The organism is Campylobacter concisus (assembly GCF_003048675.2).
In the GTDB taxonomy this organism is placed as follows: Bacteria; Campylobacterota; Campylobacteria; order Campylobacterales; family Campylobacteraceae; genus Campylobacter_A; species Campylobacter_A concisus_F.
In genome coordinates, this window is the sequence record NZ_CP060707.1 from 521,736 (window position 1) to 538,690 (window position 16,955).

At 39.9% G+C, this 16,955-nt stretch carries 19 protein-coding genes; 9 read left to right on the forward strand and 10 right to left on the reverse strand.

The genetic code is table 11. The features are described 5' to 3' along the window. Positions 1-29 precede the first annotated feature (29 nt). Entirely contained in the window at positions 30-584 is a 555-nt protein-coding gene (locus CVT00_RS02675) for a DUF1523 family protein (RefSeq protein ID WP_107915753.1), read from the forward strand. Positions 585-597: 13 nt separating this feature from the next. Here CVT00_RS02675 and ybeY read toward each other — a convergent pair whose 3' ends face one another. Continuing rightward, positions 598-1,035, reverse strand: coding sequence for an rRNA maturation RNase YbeY (gene ybeY / locus CVT00_RS02680; protein WP_107915751.1), 438 nt, complete (start codon positions 1,033-1,035; stop codon positions 598-600). A gap of 24 nt (positions 1,036-1,059) precedes the next feature. Between ybeY and queC the strand changes: the two genes are divergently transcribed. Beyond that, positions 1,060-1,758 carry a 7-cyano-7-deazaguanine synthase QueC gene (queC, locus tag CVT00_RS02685; RefSeq protein ID WP_107915749.1) on the forward strand — a complete coding sequence of 233 codons (699 nt, stop codon included), beginning with the start codon at positions 1,060-1,062 and terminating at the stop codon, positions 1,756-1,758. 56 nt (positions 1,759-1,814) lie between these two features. On the opposite strand, the gene CVT00_RS02690 is transcribed toward queC, so the two are convergent. Beyond that, a complete protein-coding gene (locus CVT00_RS02690) occupies positions 1,815-2,459 on the reverse strand; it encodes a flagellar biosynthesis protein (protein ID WP_107915747.1) in 645 nt (214 codons plus the stop codon). Positions 2,460-2,673: 214 nt separating this feature from the next. Here CVT00_RS02690 and hcp point away from each other — a divergent pair, with 214 nt between their 5' ends. Then, positions 2,674-4,002 (forward strand): hydroxylamine reductase, encoded by a 1,329-nt coding sequence (gene hcp / locus CVT00_RS02695; RefSeq protein WP_002940097.1) that lies wholly within the window; start codon positions 2,674-2,676, stop codon positions 4,000-4,002. 33 nt (positions 4,003-4,035) lie between these two features. Here the strand turns inward: hcp and CVT00_RS02700 are convergent, their stop codons facing one another. From CVT00_RS02700 to mobB, 5 genes are read right to left on the reverse strand one after another with little or no spacing between them, the layout of a single operon-like run. Beyond that, positions 4,036-5,013, reverse strand: a complete 978-nt coding sequence (locus CVT00_RS02700; RefSeq protein WP_103594123.1) for a ferrochelatase — start codon at positions 5,011-5,013, stop codon at positions 4,036-4,038. Then, positions 5,014-6,948, reverse strand: coding sequence for a methionine--tRNA ligase (metG, locus tag CVT00_RS02705; RefSeq protein ID WP_107915999.1), 1,935 nt, complete (start codon positions 6,946-6,948; stop codon positions 5,014-5,016). 15 nt (positions 6,949-6,963) lie between these two features. Continuing rightward, positions 6,964-7,182 carry a hypothetical protein gene (locus CVT00_RS02710; RefSeq protein ID WP_103617010.1) on the reverse strand — a complete coding sequence of 73 codons (219 nt, stop codon included), beginning with the start codon at positions 7,180-7,182 and terminating at the stop codon, positions 6,964-6,966. Continuing rightward, positions 7,182-8,045, reverse strand: a complete 864-nt coding sequence (locus tag CVT00_RS02715; protein WP_002940090.1) for a class 1 fructose-bisphosphatase — start codon at positions 8,043-8,045, stop codon at positions 7,182-7,184. Before CVT00_RS02715 ends, CVT00_RS02710 begins: the two co-directional genes overlap by 1 nt. Continuing rightward, complete coding sequence (mobB, locus tag CVT00_RS02720) at positions 8,045-8,524, reverse strand: molybdopterin-guanine dinucleotide biosynthesis protein B (protein WP_107915997.1); 480 nt, start codon at positions 8,522-8,524, stop codon at positions 8,045-8,047. The genes CVT00_RS02715 and mobB overlap by 1 nt, the downstream gene beginning before the upstream one ends. A 121-nt stretch (positions 8,525-8,645) precedes the next feature. Here mobB and CVT00_RS02725 point away from each other — a divergent pair, with 121 nt between their 5' ends. After that, positions 8,646-9,125, forward strand: a complete 480-nt coding sequence (locus tag CVT00_RS02725) for a hypothetical protein (protein ID WP_107915995.1) — start codon at positions 8,646-8,648, stop codon at positions 9,123-9,125. On the opposite strand, the gene CVT00_RS02730 is transcribed toward CVT00_RS02725, so the two are convergent. The 3 genes from CVT00_RS02730 to gltX are packed head-to-tail and all read right to left on the reverse strand — an operon-like array spanning position 9,046 to position 12,258. Next, on the reverse strand, positions 9,046-10,683 hold the full coding sequence (locus tag CVT00_RS02730; RefSeq protein WP_107915993.1) for a lytic transglycosylase domain-containing protein: 1,638 nt from the start codon (positions 10,681-10,683) through the stop codon (positions 9,046-9,048). The genes CVT00_RS02725 and CVT00_RS02730 overlap by 80 nt on opposite strands. Beyond that, positions 10,661-10,954: a YggT family protein gene (locus CVT00_RS02735; RefSeq protein ID WP_107915992.1), complete on the reverse strand. Its 294-nt coding sequence runs from the start codon at positions 10,952-10,954 to the stop codon at positions 10,661-10,663. Before CVT00_RS02735 ends, CVT00_RS02730 begins: the two co-directional genes overlap by 23 nt. Positions 10,955-10,962: 8 nt before the next feature. Next, positions 10,963-12,258 (reverse strand): glutamate--tRNA ligase, encoded by a 1,296-nt coding sequence (gltX, locus tag CVT00_RS02740; protein WP_107915990.1) that lies wholly within the window; start codon positions 12,256-12,258, stop codon positions 10,963-10,965. Positions 12,259-12,405: 147 nt separating this feature from the next. Here gltX and mscL point away from each other — a divergent pair, with 147 nt between their 5' ends. From mscL to CVT00_RS02765, 5 genes are all read left to right on the forward strand, one after another. Beyond that, positions 12,406-12,813 (forward strand): large-conductance mechanosensitive channel protein MscL, encoded by a 408-nt coding sequence (gene mscL, locus CVT00_RS02745; protein WP_107915988.1) that lies wholly within the window; start codon positions 12,406-12,408, stop codon positions 12,811-12,813. A gap of 98 nt (positions 12,814-12,911) precedes the next feature. Next, positions 12,912-13,550, forward strand: coding sequence for a Crp/Fnr family transcriptional regulator (locus CVT00_RS02750; RefSeq protein ID WP_107915986.1), 639 nt, complete (start codon positions 12,912-12,914; stop codon positions 13,548-13,550). 120 nt (positions 13,551-13,670) lie between these two features. Next, a complete protein-coding gene (locus CVT00_RS02755; protein WP_107915984.1) occupies positions 13,671-14,243 on the forward strand; it encodes a cytochrome c3 family protein in 573 nt (190 codons plus the stop codon). Between the two features lie 9 nt (positions 14,244-14,252). After that, positions 14,253-15,623, forward strand: a complete 1,371-nt coding sequence (locus CVT00_RS02760; protein WP_107915983.1) for a multiheme c-type cytochrome — start codon at positions 14,253-14,255, stop codon at positions 15,621-15,623. A 588-nt stretch (positions 15,624-16,211) separates the two neighbouring features. Continuing rightward, on the forward strand, positions 16,212-16,955 hold the full coding sequence (locus CVT00_RS02765) for a metallophosphoesterase (RefSeq protein ID WP_230853790.1): 744 nt from the start codon (positions 16,212-16,214) through the stop codon (positions 16,953-16,955).

Here is a 16,955-nt window from a genome sequence, read left to right on the forward strand (position 1 = left end):
ATAAAATAGCGCAAATTTAAAGGATAGAAATGATCAAATTTATAAAAAGAATTTGCGTTAGTTTTGTCGTGCTTTTGCACCTATTTTTGGCTCTTGTAGTTGATTATTCATTCCCACACTACGCAAGCGTGCAGATAACTGGTGGCGACGTAAAACGCATGGACAAAGATGGCATAATAGACGCTAAAAACCCAGCCGATGGGCCTGTAAGAGATGTCTATTTTATCTACGCAAAAGATGCGCAAAATGACCAAAAGGTGATGGCTTATAGAAATGAAGATACGGCGTGGGGCTTTCCATTTTATTTTAAATTTAACTCAGCCGACATCCAAGCCATGGCTCAAGGCTTTGCAAATAGCGACAACAACGTCACTATCAAGTACTACGGATATAGAATTTCTATGCTAAATGAGTTTAGAAACGTGATCTCGATAAAAGATAGCGGCACAAACACCAGCTGGCCTATCGCTAGCTACGTGCTTTACTTCATCTTATTTATCTCGCTCATCATTTGGATAAGAAAGATAAACAAGGCTTTTGCGCCAAAAGTTGAAAATTTAGAGACAAAAAAAGAGGCTCTTTAAATCAGGGGCTTTATCAGCCCTTTTTGTTTATAAGATCAATGAGCCTAACGTCCTCGCTTCTTACGATTAGGCTCTTTGGCAAGTTAAATTTAGCTATTACCTCGCACTCTTTCTCTCTCATTTGCCCATCATCTTTTTCGTGATCGAAGCCTAAGATATGCAGCAAGCCATGTGTGAAAAGTAGCGCAGTTTCGGCATCTTCGCTGTGATTTAGCTCCGCAGCTTTTTCTTTTGCCATATCTTTGTTTATGACTACCGAGCCAAGTGGGGCGTGGATGACAAATTCTAAGGGGAAGCTTAAAACGTCAGTGGTTTTGTCTATGCCACGCTCAGATCTATTTAGCTCTCTCATCTCATCCTTGTTGATAAATAGAAGCTCAACTTCTCCAGGCGTTAGATATGAGCAAATTTGATCTAAAATTTCTGGATAACTCTCTTCGCAAAGTATCATTTTTGGCTTGTCCTTAGTAAATTTTTGTATAATTTTAGCAAATTTAAAGGGCAAAATATGAAAAAAGCAGTTTGTATAATGAGCGGCGGCATGGATAGCACGCTTTGCGCTGTGATGGCAAAGAGGGCTGGATATGATGTGGTCGCACTTCATTTTGACTATAACCAAAGGACTATGAAGCGAGAAAAGCGCGCGTTTGACGAGATCTGTGAGCGACTGGGCGTGGTTAAAAAGATAAATTTAGACGTTAGTTTCATCGCTCAAATAGGCGGAAATTCGCTAACTGATAAGAGCATGCAGATAAGAAAAAAAGGCGTTAGTAAGGACGTGCCAAACACCTACGTGCCGTTTAGAAATGGCGTATTTATCTCAATCGCCGCCGCGCTTGCCGAAAAAGAGGGGGCGCAGGCTATCTACATAGGCGTGGTCGAGGAGGATAGCTCTGGGTATCCTGACTGCAAAGAGAGCTTTATAAAAAGCATAAATGAGGCGATAAATTTAGGAACGTCGGCTGATTTTTCTTGCGAGATCATCACGCCACTTGTAAATTTAAGCAAGGCTGATATCGTCTCAAAGTCGCTTGAGCTTGGCTCACCAATAGAGCTTACATGGAGCTGCTACGAGAGCGAGGACGAGGCTTGCGGGCTTTGTGATAGTTGCAGGCTAAGGCTAAATGGCTTTAAAAAAGCAAACGCCGTTGATAAAATCCCTTATAAAAAGTGAAATTTGCCTTGAAATTTAAAAGCTAGCCACTATAAATTTAGTAGCTAGCCTAAAATTTATTCTAAATTTAGCTCGCTTATCTGTTTTGCAAGCTTCTCTTTATACTCTTTTAAAGACGTTTTTATGATGTTTGAAAAGTCATCATTTGTCACTAGAAAATAAAACTCAGAGCGCTTAAGATCGGTCTTTATCTCTTTGTCTTTGACGCTTAAAAGCGTGTCTATATCCATATTTAGCCCAACCTTGCTAAAACCAAGCGATATGTACGACCAAAATTTGACTACCCTTGCGCTTGCGGTGAGCGTGTTTTCATCGATTAGGCTTTTGTCTTTTACGACTTGATAGCCGTTTTCCTTAAAGGCCTCCTCTATGCGTGACTTTAGCACTAAGCTCACGTTTTGGTTGTTTTCTAAAATGACGTTCCACAGCCCTTTGCCATAGCCATTTCTCGTCCTGCCGATGTATTTTTGCTTCTCTTTTGCACTAACTTCATTTACATTGTGCTTGTATAAAGATGGGGTGCTTGCTTGTTTTGGGTCGTTTTCAAAGGTTCTTACATCCTTGACGCTTTCGATGTAAATTTTTGTCTTTTTGCTAATACTTGAAGGTGCTTGCTCGTCTGGCAAACTCACAAATATCCCCTTTGGAGCGCAGCCACAAAGCATAAAGGCGGCAAATATCGCCAGTAATAAATTTTTCATTTTCATCCTTTTAAATAAATTTTCAAATGTAAATCGTTTTTGTAATAACTCTTTGTGACAAATTTCAAAGTTATATTTTGATATCCATAATCATAAAATCTTAAAACCCAACAATTAAAAAGAATTTCAAATTTTCCTTGACTGCTATCAACCAAAATGACTAGCCACCTAGGATAAAATCCACTTAAATTTTTTAAATTCACAAGGAGAAAAGATGAAAGATATGAAGATGTTTTGCCATCAGTGCGAGATGAGCGCTGAGGATGGATGCGGTGCAAAGGGCCAGCCTATGGGCACCTGTGGCAAGAGCGACACGCTAGCGCTTTTGCAAGATACGATGGTTTTTGGCTTAAAAGGACTTAGTGCATACCGTCACCACGCGCACGAGCTAGGCGCTGATACTAGCAATGTCGATCGCGTTATGGCTGATACGCTTTATTTTACGCTTACAAACTCAAATTTCAACTTCGACGAGCACATCAAACAGCTTCTTGAAGTAGGCGGTGCTGGCGTTGAGGTGATGAACCTGCTAAGCGAGGCTCACACGGCTAAATTTGGTATCCCAACGCCAGTTAGGGTGAGCCAAAACAAGGTCGAGGGCAAGGCGATCTTAGTAAGCGGTCACAACTTACACGCCCTAAAAGCGCTACTTGAAGCGACAAAGGATAAAGGCATAAACATCTACACTCACTCAGAGATGCTACCAGCTCACGGATACCCAGAACTACGCAAGTATAGCCACCTAAAAGGTAACGTCGGCAAGGCGTGGTTTGACCAAACTAAGCTATTTAACGAATTTAAAGGCGCGATACTAATGACAACAAACTGCATCGTGCCACTACGCTCAAACTGTACATACGCTGACAGGCTATTTGGCTACTCGATCGCAGGCACAAACGGCGTAAAACACATCGAAAACGACGACTTCACACCACTTATCGAGTGTGCACTAGCTTGTGGCGACGTTAGCGGCTTTGATAGCGACGAGAGCCTAGTAACTGGCGGCCACTACAAGACTATACTAACTTTAGCCCCACAAATTTTAGACGCGATTAAGACTGGTAAGATCCGCAGATTTTTCGTGATCGCTGGCTGTGACGCGCCTGGCAAGGGACGTGAGTACTATAGAGAGCTAGCTGCTAGCCTTCCAAAAGACTGTGTGATACTTACTTCAAGCTGCGGTAAATTTAGATTTAACGACATCGACTTTGGCAACGTCCCAGGCACCGAGCTACCACGCTACATCGACCTTGGCCAGTGCAACGACAGCAACGGCGCAGTTAAGATCGCTCTTGCGCTAAGCGAGGCAACAGGCATCGCAGTAAATGACCTACCAGTTTCTATCGTGCTAATGTGGATGGAGCAAAAAGCGGTCATCATCTTGCTAGCGCTATTTAGCCTTGGCATCAAAAACATCAACGTCGGACCAAGCTTGCCTAAATTTTTCAATGAAGAGATCATAAATTTCTTAGTGGATAAATTTAACGTTAGACCAATTAGCGGCGACGCGCAAGCTGATCTAAAATACTTCTTAGGTGAGTAAAAAACTGCCAGGGCTTAGGCTCTGGCTCTAAATTTAAAACAGCCCGCCTTGCTCTTTACTTTGACTTAGGCTATCAAGTAGTTCTTCTTTTTTGCAAAGCACAAGGGCGTAGACGAAATTTTGTAGCTTCTTTATCTCGTCTAAATTTTCATAAAAAATGGCGTTTTCAACCTTTAGCGTGCTATCTTTTGGCAGACAAAATTTAAGCTCGCTCTCGCTGAAATTTCGCCTTAGAAATATACTTTCAGTCAAAAATAACTCCTCGTCTTCTTCGGCTATCACCGCTCTAAAACTGCTGCCAAAACCAACTGGCTTAAAGTCTTTGTCGATAAAGACTGGGTCAAAGTGCGATGAAATCCTGCTTTCTGTCACTTTAAAGCCGATATTGTTTTTCTTAAGATAGCCAAGAAGTCCGCAAAACATCCCAGCAAAAACTCTAGGGATGGATAAATTTTGATAGTATTTGTCGTCGTAAATGAGCGTTGTAAAAAAGATCGAGCTTGGATTTAGCACGCTTATGTTTGTGTCAGTCCAGGCTGTCTCGTAAAGTAGTGAGAGTCTTTGAAGTATCCTCGTATCGTCGCTAAAAAATGTGTCAAACAAATTTGCATGAAAAATTTTGTAAAAAAGCTCGGTTAAATTTTCAGGTATGACGTGGGCATTTTTTTCAAGGTGCGACTTCTCTAAAAGCGCTTTTATGAAGGGATTGACCGCGCAAAATTTGATATTTTTATGGATCGCCTCAAAGCGCATGAGCTTGATGATAGCCGTTTGCAGGCTTGCTACCTTGATAAAGGCTATCTCTTCGTCGCTTGGCGTGATGTCCTCTTCGCTAATGATAGCGTAGGCGCCTTGCTTTATCGCAGGTGCGATCTGATCGCTTTGTGTGGCGATGAGAGCGTAGCCTCGTTTTATATTTTTAGCCTCAAACGCGAAGCTAGTCACGCTTGAGATGCTTGGGTTGTTTAAAATTTGCCCATTTATTATGTGGGTTAAATTTTCTATCGTCATTTAGCCAACGATCGCGCCGTTTTTGACCTTGCCCTGCGTGCCAAGAAGCGTTAGCGAACCATCTGATGCGCTTAGGATCATGCCTTGTGAGACATATTTTTTCATCATCGTTCGCTCTTTTAAATTTGCTAAAACGCAAACTTGCTTGCCCACAAGCGAGCTAGGCTCGTAGTATTTGGCGATGCCTGATAAAATTTGACGTGGCTGCTCCTCGCCAAGATCTATCTTAAATTTAAGCAGTTTCTCGCTACCCTCAACCCTCTCGCACTCGAGCACTTCGCCTACTTTTATCACGATCTTGGCAAAGTCATCGATGCTAATGGTACCTTCTTCTTTTTTCTCCTCTTTTGGCTCAGCTTTTGCCTCTACTTTTGCTTCTTCTTTTGGCTTGCTAGCCTCGCCCATTAGCTCTTTTTCTATCCTTGGGAAGAGTGGCTCAGTGGCTTTTGCCATAAAATTTGAAATTTCATTTTTTAATACAAGGCTATCGTAAGAAGCCGTATCTATGCTAAAGCCAAGCGTGTCAGCTATCTTGGCACAAGTTTTTGGCATAGCTGGGCTAAGTAGTATCGCCACTTTTGCAAGTAAATTTGCACAAAGTGCCACAAGTGCGTTTGCCTCGTCACTTTTGCCAGCTTTTACAAGTGACCATGGCTCATACTTCGCAACGGCTGCGTTTGCAAGCGTTACGACCCTCCAAAGATCCTCTAAGTAGCGGTTTGTCGCTAAATTTTCTAAATTTTTAATCGCCTCGTCAAGATAGCCCTTCGCCTCATCAAGCTCGGTGCCGTGAAGTCTTGAGACATCTTTTGAGTCGATTTTGTAGTCGCTATACTTTGCGCTCATGCCTACAATTCGGCTTAGCAAGTTGCCAAGTCCGTTGCCAAGCTCTGAGTTTATGCGCTCGATCAAGGCTTTTTGGCTGTAGTCGCCATCTTGTCCAAAAGGCACCTCTCTAAGCAAAAAGTATCTGAAATTTTCAAGTCCATAAGCATTTGCGACCTCTCTTGGGTTTATGACATTGCCCTTGCTTTTGCTCATCTTTTCGCCATCTATCGTCCACCAGCCGTGCGCTGCGACATGTTTTGGCAGTGGCAAGCCAAGGCTCATCAAAAATGCCGGCCAATAAACTGCGTGAAAGCGCAAAATATCCTTACCAACGATGTGTGTGGTGTGCGGCCAAAAGTCCATTCTAGCGTTATCTCTTGAGTATCCTAGTGTTGTTAGGTAGTTTATGAGCGCGTCAAGCCAGACATACATAACGTGTTTGTCGTCGTTTGCGCTCTTTGGTAGCTTTATGCCCCAATCAAAGCTCGTTCTTGTCACAGAGAGGTCTTTTAGTCCGCCTTTTACAAAGCTTACGACCTCGTTTTTCTTGCCCTTTGGGATGACGCAAAGCTCGTCGTTTTCGTACCATTTTAAAAGCGCGTCTTCATATTTTGAAAGCTTAAAAAAGTAGCTCTCTTCTTTGACTAAAGATGTCACGCGGCCGCAGTCTGGACAGCGGTTGTCCTCTAGCAGGTCTCTTTGGTTAAAAAATGTCTCGCAGCTAACGCAGTAAAAGCCCTCGTACTCGCCCTTGTAGATATCGCCGTTTGCTTGCATCTTTTCAAAGACATTTTGCACGGTTTGCTTGTGCTCTTCGTCGGTTGTCCTTATGAAGTGGTCGTAGCTTATCTCAAATTCATCCCAAAGTGTTCTAAATTTCGCACTGATCTCATCAGCATACTCTTTTGGCGTCTTGCCCCTAGCGCGAGCTGCTTGCTCGATCTTTTGACCATGCTCGTCTGTGCCAGTCATAAAGTAGGTCTCTTTGCCTTGTAAGCGGTTAAATCTAGCAAGCGTATCAGCGATGATAGTCGTGTAGGCGTGGCCGATGTGTGGCACGTCATTTACGTAATAAATCGGAGTGGTTATATAAGCTTTTTCTTTCATTTTTTTCCTTTAAATTTAAAAATCAAATCCGCCGTCACTGCCGGTGTTGCCTTTTGACATCGAGTTGTAGCAGCTATTTACATACTCTATCCTTATCTCACAGTCAAAAAATGCCTCGCAGTTAAAACAGCTTTTGCGACCTTTTTGCTCTTGGCACTCTTGCATGATTTTAGCTTTTTGTTTTAGGGCTAGCTCAAATGCGTCAAGTGGCTCGTTTGCTTGTGCTTCTTGCATTATTTTTGCTCGTAAAATTTATGCAAAAGTGAAATTTCATCACGCGAGCCAAAAAAGCATGGCGTAGTTTGGTGAATTTTTTCTATTTTTATATCAAAAAGTGTTTGGTTTTTGCCGTTTGAGGTTGCGCCCTTTGCGTTTTCATATATAAAGGCAAATGGCAACACTTCAAAGACAACCCTTAGCTTGCCATTTGGGTGATCGCTCGTTGCTGGGTAGCTAAAAAGACCGCCGCCTTTTAGTAAAATTTGATGCAAGTCGCTCACCATCGCACCTGAGTATCTTAGCCTGTAGCCCTCGTTAAATAGCTCGTTTATGAAATTTCTATGCGTTTGGCTCCAGCCTTTTTGTGTTGCTCCCGTGGCATTTAGCTTGCCTTTTTCTTTTAGCTCAAGCTCTTTTACAAATTTAAACTCGCCATCTTTGCCAAGCCTGTAAAATTTAGGCAAAGCGCCCTTTTTCTCAGCAATTACTAGCTCAAGTCTTGGACCATAGATGCTGTAAGCTGCGGCTATTAAATTTTCTGGTTTTACCTCGTCTTCGTAGATGCCAAAGATCGAACCAACGGCGAAATTTACATCAACTAGGCTTGAGCCATCGAGTGGATCGTAAGCGATGATAAATTTAGCATTTTTGTTTATCTCAAGCTCATCCTCTTTCTCTTCGCTAATTAGCGCTTTTACGCATGAAAGCTGCTTAAATTTAGCGGTGATGATTTCGTCGCTTTTCACATCAAGCTTTAGCTGGGTGTCGCCAGTTGCATTTTCGTGAGTTGTGTAGCCAAGATCGGCGTATTTTATGACTTCGCTTATCTCTTTTGCGATATCTTTTATCGTATTAAAAATTTGGTTTAGTTCTTGCATTATACAGCCTTTGCATTTTTGATTATCCACGCACAAATGGCGTCTATATCGTCTAAATTTAGATTTGTGATCTCGTATGGGATCTGCTTTTTATAAGTGGCGATCGCGTCTGAAAAGCTAAGATATGCTTCGTCGATCTCGCCCTTAAAGACACTTAGTCTTGGCAGTGGTAGCGTCTTTAGCCCCTCGACCAAGAGCATGTCAAACTCGCCGATCATCCTTATGACCTCGTCTATCTCTTGTGAGCTTTGTGAAAAATAAGTCGTTCTAGTCGGACTCATCACGACTACGTCGGCTCCTGCCTGGGAAAATTTAAAGCTATCCTTGCCTTCAACGTCAAATTTGGCCTTGTCGCCTGGGTCGTGCTTGACCACAACGACCTTTAGCCCATCATCTATAAATTTTTTTGCGACTTTTAAGATAAGCGTCGTTTTTCCGCTATTTGAAGGGCCAGAAAAAGCAATGGCAAGTCTTTTCATAAGAGCCTTTTTCGTTAAAATTTCTTGCGATTATAGCTCATATTGGCTTTAAAATTTATGAGTGAAATTTAAAAAATAAAATGCTAAAATGCGAGAAAATTTAACCTTTTAAGAGTTTTTTATGAGAAAATTTACACTATTTTTTATATTTATTTTGATGATATTTGGCTGCGCTGATCAAAAAGTGATCGTGCATGAGCCACTAAAAAATGAGCTTTTAGCCTACACAAGCAAGAGCGAGATCATAGATGGCATCGAGCGAACGCTTATAATCGCAACCTATTTAAATCCTATATATAACTCAAATTTAGACGAGAGCAAAGAGCACTTTTTAGTAGCCATAAACCCAAAAGAGCATGCGCAAAATTTGAGCAACATAAAGGTAAATGGTGACTCAAATGCCACAAATGCAAGGCTGCTTGATGAAAGTGACGAGATGCTTAAATTTGCTGGATTTTCTATGCCTTGGGCGGTCTATTATGAAGTGACCGCACCAAGTAAGCAAAGCGATGACCTTGCGCTTAGTTTCGAAATTTATCAGTCAAAGCCGGTTTTGTTAAATTTTCGAAAAGTTGCGAAATCTTTATACTGGAACCATTAAGCGCCATATAGATCACGTAGTTTGCAAGCACCTTCTTGCCGTAGTTTCTAGTCTCAGCCACAGGGACTAGCTCGATCGATAAAAACGGCTCAAATCTCCCCTCTTTAAACATATCATCTCTTGTGATGACTTTTTTGGTAAAACCGATACCGCCGTTATACGCGTAGGCTGTAAAGAGCGGATGGTAAAGAAATTTATCAAGGTAGTTTAGGTGGTGATTTGCAAATTTAAATGCAACATCGGTTTTAAAAAGATCGTCTTGGTCAAAATTTGGAATTTTTAGCTCTTTTTTGCCGATCGCATTTGCAAGAAATGGCATAAACTGCATCATTCCAAGGGCGTAAGAGGTAGAAACGACACTTGGGATAAAGAGGCTCTCTTGCCTTGCAAGTGCGTAGATCATCGACTTTCGCTCAGTGCTGATGCCCTCAAGCTCAGGCGAGTTTGGCATCAAAAAGTACTGCTTCTCCCAGCCATGTGCCTTTTGCATGAAGTATGCGTATGCGCCGATGCTCTCGTTTGTGTAAAATCTCATCGCAAATTCGCTTGCTTGCGTGGCGTTCATATCCTTTGCAAGGGCAGCGGTTTTGTTCCATAAAAATGGATCGCTTACATCAAAATTTTCGATATTTTGCTTGCTGGGTCTTGGCACGATCACCTCAAGTGGCTCTCCACCGACCAAATCTCTTGCATAAAGTGAGTATATATTTGCATCTTTGCTAGCACTTAGCTCTTTTAAAAAACTCTCATCGCCGCTTAGTTCATACTGCCAAAATGTGGCATTGTCCCTTTGCCAAGCCCTATCAAAGGTGCTTTTAGCTCTTGTAAAAAAACTAAATGCAATGTCATTTTGACCAAGCAAGATGGCGTTTAATCCAAGGGTAAATGCGTCACTCTTCTCAGTGACAGCTGGATCTATGCTAAGTAAATTTCTTCTAAAGCTTTCATATTTTTTATTAAATACGACATCGTTTAATAAATTTGTAAAGCCCTTTTGCATGTAGAGCTTGTTCATAAAATTTGCTTCAAAATTTACGCTAAAAAGCTCACTTTTACTTTGCGGGTTTGAGGCGTTAAAAAGCTCTAAAAAGCTTTTTGCATCGTTTGCATTTGCAAAGCTAAGAGCTGGATTTGGCTCGTTTAAAGTGCGTAAAATTCTAGCTTTTTCTGGGTTTGTATTTGCAAGATTTGCCGCTAAAATTTCACGAGTTTTGCTATCAAGCTTTAGAGAAAAGCTCATCGTTGTTAGTAAATTTTGGCAAGCCAAGCTAGCACTTGTGATGTTGTTTGCGTTTATGCCAGGGCACTTGCTAGGGGCTGCTTTGGGAGGTAAAATTTTATTGATTGATTTTTGAACTAAGCCACTTTTTCTAAAAACGTCGCGTGAAAGCTCTGCTATCTGCTCCTTTGTGTAGCTGCCCTCGTTGATGAGGCGGTTTATGTAGTAGTCTTTTGCAAGGCTTTTTGGCTCGTTTTTTAGCTCCTCGTAGGTGTAAATTTTAGCTAAAAGAGCGACGCAGGCTAAAGAGATGATACTAAAGTGACGCAGCAAAAACAAATAAAAGCCTTATTAAAAATTGATCTATGAGTTGAAGTGCTAAAAGCACGATGAGTGGGGCAAAGTCGATGCCGTTAAATTCTGTTTTGATGTAACGTCTGATGAAGCTATAAACAGGTTCAGTCAGCCTATAAAGTAGCTGCACGACTGGCGAGCTAGGATCAGGCTTGACCCAGCTAATGAGAGCCGCTGCGATGACGATCCACGTATAGACCGTGATGATAAGGTGCAAAATGTTTGCGACCGCTGAAAATAGGGTGGAAAGTATCATTTTTGCTCCTAGATTAAAATTTTTGCTAGATCATCTTTAATGAGCGGATAGAGCTCGCTTAGCTCAGGGCCGTGAAGGTCGTTTGTAAGTAGCGCACGTAGCGGCATGAAAAAGTTTTTGCCTTTTAAATTTGTAGCGCTCATAAGCTCTTTTTTAAACTCATCAAATGTTTCGCACGGTTTTAAATTTAGAGCTGCTTTTTTTATGATCTCAAATTCGTTTTTATACTCATCTGGAGCTATTTTCGGTGAGTATATAGCCTCTACTTTTGCCTTTATCTCAGGTACTAGTGAGCTTTCTTGAGTGTAAAATTTAACTAGCTCAACCTTGCTCTCATCTACGCCAAAGATCTCTTTTATGCGCTCTTTTGAAGCAAGCTTGATGTGTTCTCTATTTATCTGCTCAAGCTTTTTCACGTCAAATCTAGCAGGTGAGCGTGAAATTTTGGTTATATCAAACCACTTTACTGCATCTTCTATCGTAAAAATTTCAGTTGGAGTTTTGTTGCCAAGAAGTATCAAGTAGTTTGCGATCGCCTCAGGTAAAAATCCCTGCTCAAAGAGCCATTTTACGCTTGATTCGTTCTCGCGTTTGCTCATTTTTTTACCCTCTATATTTAAAAGGATAGGTAAATGTGCGTAGTTCATCTTGCCAGTGTAGCCAAGGCCCTCGCGTATGAGGTCTTGCTTTGGAGTGTTGCTCACGTGATCCTCGCCGCGTATGACAAAGGTCACGCCCTCAAGCATATCATCAACCGCGCAGGCGAAGTTGTAAGTCGGAGTTTTGTCTGCTCTCATGATGACAAAGCTATCAACTGCGTCTGGCTCGAAGCTTAGCTCGCCTTTGATCGCATCTGTAAAGCTCATCGTGCGTGTTGGTTTTTTCATGCGGATGACAAATGGCTTCTCGCAGTTTAAAACTTCAGCGTCGCTTAGCCTCTCGCAGGTGCCGTCATATCTATATGCCACGCCTTGCTCTTTTGCTTTTTGCTTTTTTGCCTCAAGCTCTTCTTCGGTGCAAAAGCAAGCAAAGGCCTTTTTATCGATGAGAAGCTTTGATGCAAGCTGTCTGTGGAATTTTAAATTTTCACTTTGGATGTAAATTTGCTCTGGTTTTATGCCAAATTTGCTCAAAATTTCTAAGATATCTTTCTCTTTTCCCTCGATATTTCGCTCTTTGTCGGTATCTTCTATGCGTAAAATAAAACCACTTTTATCTTGCAAAGAACAAATATAGTTGAAAATAGCAGCACGTAAATTTCCTATGTGCATATCTCCTGTTGGAGAGGGTGCAAAACGATACATAAGCTCATTCCTTACGTTAAATTTGAAGTTTGGATTATAACACTAGCTTGATAAATTTAAAGTTATGTAATTTTAAATTTTTAGGCTAGGCAAAGCATATTTTTTATAAAATCCGCACGAAAATTTAACTATCTACAGGAGAAAGCAATGGGTTTTATAAGCGAATTTAAAGAATTTGCGATGCGCGGAAATGTCATAGATATGGCAGTTGGTGTTGTTATCGGTGGGGCATTTGGAAAGATCGTTTCATCGCTAGTTGGTGATATTATCATGCCAGTTGTCGGTGTTATAACAGGCGGTGTAAATTTCACTGATCTTAAGCTAACACTAAAAGAAGCAGCAGAAGGTGCGCCAGCTGTTACGATAAACTATGGCTCATTTATACAAACAATGGTTGATTTTTTAATCATTGCATTTTGTATTTTTTGCGTTATCAAAGCTTTAAATACACTTAAAAATAAACTACCAAAAGAAGAAGAGGCAGCTCCTGCAGAGCCTGAAACTCCAGCTGATATAGCACTTCTAACTGAGATCAGAGATCTTCTTAAAAAATAAATTCTTAAATTAAAGGGATAAAGCTCCCTTTGAAATCCGTTAAATTTTGTCCTATTTTTTATGCTAAAATGCTTTTTTATATTAAAAGCGAGTGAAATATGATAGAAAAAATCCCATTTTTTCAAGGTCTTAGCGCCGAGGACCTAGCCAAACTTGAAGCAATAAGCGTTGTTAAAAAATATAAAAAAGGTGAGTTTTTATTTATGGAGGGCGAGGAGCCAAAGTGGCTTACATTTTTGATAACTGGCTCGGTTAAACTTTATAAAACTACGGCAAATGGTAAAGAAATTTTTATCCATCAGCTTGCACCTATGAATTTTGTAGCTGAAGTTGTAAATTTTGAAAATATCCCTTATCCAGCGAGCGCCATTTTTACTATCTCTGGCGAGGTTTTAAAGATAAATTATGAAAAATTTGAAGCACAATTTTTAACAAAGCCAGAAATTTGCATGAAATTTCTAAAATCAATGGCTCAAAAGATAAGAATAACTACAAATTTACTCCACCAGGAACTAATACTTAGCTCCGAAGAGAAGGTGGCTAGGTTCATTTTAAATCACGAAGATCTATTTAATGAGCTAAAGCATACAAAAATTTCATCAATACTCAATATGACTCCAGAAACTTTTTCGAGAATTTTAAATAAATTTAAAACAAATGGTTTGGTTAAACTTGATGAGAAGAACCAAATTCTGGAAAAAGATGTAGGTGGCCTACAAGAAATTTATTCTTATTGAAAGTTAATATCAAATAAATATTTTCATTTACTTAAAGAAAAAATTTATATTTTTTTGGATAACATTCACCTAAAATTTTCGTAAAAATTTACGATATATTGATAAATTCAGGAGGAAATTTTGGCTGAAGTTAAGAAGAAATTTTTTGTTTGGTCATCTGTTGTTATCGGCATTGTGATCGGACTTATTGCGTCTATGGGTATAGCTGATGTACTTCATGCGACTGGTAGTGGATTTGTCTGTACCATGTGTCACACGATGGATCCTATGATGCTGCAATATCATGAAGATGTACATGGTGGCAATAACAAGCTTGGCATAAAAGCTGAATGTTCAGCCTGTCACCTGGACCACACAAGTGCCTATACCTATGTACTTACAAAACTTAAAGTATCGATAAATGATGGCTATAAGACATTTTTTACAGATACAGACAAGATCGACTGGCTTAAAAAACGCGAGCATGCATCTCACTTTGTCTATGATAGTGGTTGTATGACTTGCCACTCAAATTTAAAAAATGTTATTCAAGCTGGTAAATCATTCTTGCCACATAGAGATTATTTCGTTCTTGGAAATCCTAATAAGAAATCATGTGTTGATTGCCATGAGCATGTTGGCCACAAGGATTTAGGACTACAAATGGATAAATTTGAAGCAATTAAAAAACAAGAAAACAATAAAACCAAGTAAGGAGGAGAGATGTTTAAAAAGTCGCTAATGTTATTAGCCTGTCTAATGTCTTTTGGCTTTGCCGCAAACATGGATGCAAATAAATCTGACGCTTTAAACCTTAATGTTGTAAAAAACATTAAAGTTGCTCACAAAATGTCAGACTTATCAAAAAGCTGTGTTGAGTGCCACGCTAAAGAGACACCCGGCATAGTTGCCGATTGGAAAAATAGTCGCCACGCTCACGTTGGCGTAAGTTGTATGGATTGCCACTCTGTAAATGCAGATAATCCTATGGCTTCAGTTAAGGTGCATCCAAAAGATTCTAACAACCATGTTTCAATGCTAGTTAGCCCAAAAACTTGTGCTAAGTGCCACGAAAACGAAGTTGATGAACTAGTAAAGAGCGGTCACGCAAGAGCTGCTATGCAAATGTATGCTAACCCTGCGATGGTAAAACTAATGTATCACTATGAAGGTATGGATCATCCAGAATACAAAATGGCTCCAGATGCCACTGGTTGTTCTCAGTGCCACGGAACCGTCATCAAACTAGACGCTGATCACAAACCTACAAAAGAGACTTGGCCAAACTATGGTATAGGCAATGTTTATCCTGATGGTGGCGTAGGTAACTGTAAATCATGTCACAGCGCGCACACATTTAGCGTAGCTGAAGCTAGAAAACCAGCTGCTTGTGCGTCTTGTCACCTTGGACCTGATCACCCAGATATTGAGATATTCAACAACTCAATGCACGGACATATCTACAACAGCGAAGCTCACAAATGGAACTTTGATGCTGCTCCTGATACATGGGATGTACCAGACTTTAGAGCTCCAACTTGTGCAGCTTGTCATATGAGCGGTGTTGGTGAAACAACAACAACTCACAACGTTTCAAGAAGACTAAAATGGAACCTATGGGGCATCAGTAGTAAGCTAAGAACAGCTGGTGATGAACAAGCTGCTGTTGTTTACGAAAAAACTGGCAAACTAACCATAGGAACACCTCTAGCAGGTCACCCAAGTGGCGATCCTGAAAAAGCACGTGCTGAGATGAAACTAGTTTGTAAAGCTTGCCACTCTACAACTCACACAGATAACTTCTTCATTATGGGTGATAAACAAGTAGAGCTTTATAACGTTTATAGCGCTGAAGCAACTAAGATGCTTGAAGAGTTGAAAGCTAAAAACCTACTACTAGAAGATGCTTGGTCAGATGAATTCCAAGATGTCTATTATCATATGTGGCACCATGAAGGTCGTCGTATGAGACAAGGCGCTCTAATGGGCGGTCCTGACTATTCACACTGGCATGGTGTATTCGAAGTTAAGAACGACATTAGAAAACTTCGCAAAATCTATAAAGAAAGAATTGAATCTGGCAAAGTCCAGTAATCTTTTTTAAGGTGGGAGTTTTCCCACCTTTTTATTTTTAAATTCCAAATTTTATCTTTTAGTTATTATCCTAAGGCAAATATCTTTTAATAATTATTTTTGTAAATTTAAATTATAAAATCATACGGCTTAGCACTACAAATTGTTCTAAATAATTAATAAAATTTATAATGTAAATTTAAAAATATAAAATATAATCCTTGTTTTCAAGGAGATATTTTGGGACTTTTTCGGATTATTATTGGGGCATTTATCTTTAGTGTTTTTACAAATTTATACTCATATAAACGTTTTATAAAAAAGGTATCTTTTTTTACTCCACATCTTAAAAAAATTCGTATATTTTTCTATGTTATTAGTGTGCTCGAGTTTGTATTTGTTCTTCAACTAAGATTTTCTTTTTTAAATATAGAACTCTATCTGATAGCAGGAACGCTCATTGGTTTTTCTCTATTTTTATTTGGCGTTAGTTTATTTTATGATGTTGTTAGATCTATTTGCTCAAAAGCTCATTTTAATTCCACGAGACGAAAATTTATTAAATTTTGCTTTGATGTGACATTTGTCATTTTTGTAGTTGCTTGCTTTTTGAAAGGAATTTTTAACGCACTTACTCCGCCAAAGATCAGACAAGTTAGTATAAAAATAAAAAATTTACAAAATGATCTAAAAATAGCCATGATAACCGATGTGCACATTGGCGAGTTTTTGCAAAAGGATTTTGTGGCTGAGCTTGTGAAAGAGATAAATTTAGCTAGACCAGACCTGGTGGTGATAGTTGGCGACTTGGTCGATATGAGAGCTGAACTTATAGGGGATTTTTTAGATCCATTAAAAAATCTTAAAAGCACCTATGGCACCTTTTATGTCCCTGGCAATCACGAATACTACCACGGAGTTGATGGGATACTAGAAAAAATTCGCGCTCTTGGCATTAGGATACTTGGTAATAAAAATGAAAAAATAGCTGGTATAAATTTGGCAGGGGTTTATGATCTAGCTGGCATAAGATTTAAAAATTTAGAGCCAAATTTAGACGAATCGCTAGCAGGATGTGACCCAAATTTGCCGATTATCCTACTATCTCATCAGCCAAAATTTATAAAAACTATGCAAAAAGATGTTGATCTAGTTCTTTGCGGACACACGCATGCTGGGCAAATTTTTCCTTTTAGTATCCTTGTTTTGCTGGATCAAGGTTTTTTACATGGGCTTTATAAGATTAATGATAAAATGCAAGCTTATGTTAGTAGCGGTGCAGGATTTTGGGGACCTCCGGTTAGGATCTTTGCTCCTAGTGAGATCGCTATTTTAAATTTAAGCAAGGACTAA

Excerpts from the sequence above, each read along its gene's own strand:
- CVT00_RS02675 (WP_107915753.1), top strand. The coding sequence starts at position 30 with ATGATCAAATTTATAAAAAGAATTTGCGTTAGTTTTGTCGTGCTTTTG.
- ybeY (WP_107915751.1), bottom strand. The coding sequence starts at position 1,035 with ATGATACTTTGCGAAGAGAGTTATCCAGAAATTTTAGATCAAATTTGC.
- CVT00_RS02690 (WP_107915747.1), bottom strand. The coding sequence starts at position 2,459 with ATGAAAAATTTATTACTGGCGATATTTGCCGCCTTTATGCTTTGTGGC.
- hcp (WP_002940097.1), top strand. The coding sequence starts at position 2,674 with ATGAAAGATATGAAGATGTTTTGCCATCAGTGCGAGATGAGCGCTGAG.
- CVT00_RS02700 (WP_103594123.1), bottom strand. The coding sequence starts at position 5,013 with ATGACGATAGAAAATTTAACCCACATAATAAATGGGCAAATTTTAAAC.
- metG (WP_107915999.1), bottom strand. The coding sequence starts at position 6,948 with ATGAAAGAAAAAGCTTATATAACCACTCCGATTTATTACGTAAATGAC.
- CVT00_RS02710 (WP_103617010.1), bottom strand. The coding sequence starts at position 7,182 with ATGCAAGAAGCACAAGCAAACGAGCCACTTGACGCATTTGAGCTAGCC.
- CVT00_RS02715 (WP_002940090.1), bottom strand. The coding sequence starts at position 8,045 with ATGCAAGAACTAAACCAAATTTTTAATACGATAAAAGATATCGCAAAA.
- mobB (WP_107915997.1), bottom strand. The coding sequence starts at position 8,524 with ATGAAAAGACTTGCCATTGCTTTTTCTGGCCCTTCAAATAGCGGAAAA.
- CVT00_RS02725 (WP_107915995.1), top strand. The coding sequence starts at position 8,646 with ATGAGAAAATTTACACTATTTTTTATATTTATTTTGATGATATTTGGC.
- CVT00_RS02735 (WP_107915992.1), bottom strand. The coding sequence starts at position 10,954 with ATGATACTTTCCACCCTATTTTCAGCGGTCGCAAACATTTTGCACCTT.
- gltX (WP_107915990.1), bottom strand. The coding sequence starts at position 12,258 with ATGTATCGTTTTGCACCCTCTCCAACAGGAGATATGCACATAGGAAAT.
- mscL (WP_107915988.1), top strand. The coding sequence starts at position 12,406 with ATGGGTTTTATAAGCGAATTTAAAGAATTTGCGATGCGCGGAAATGTC.
- CVT00_RS02750 (WP_107915986.1), top strand. The coding sequence starts at position 12,912 with ATGATAGAAAAAATCCCATTTTTTCAAGGTCTTAGCGCCGAGGACCTA.
- CVT00_RS02760 (WP_107915983.1), top strand. The coding sequence starts at position 14,253 with ATGTTTAAAAAGTCGCTAATGTTATTAGCCTGTCTAATGTCTTTTGGC.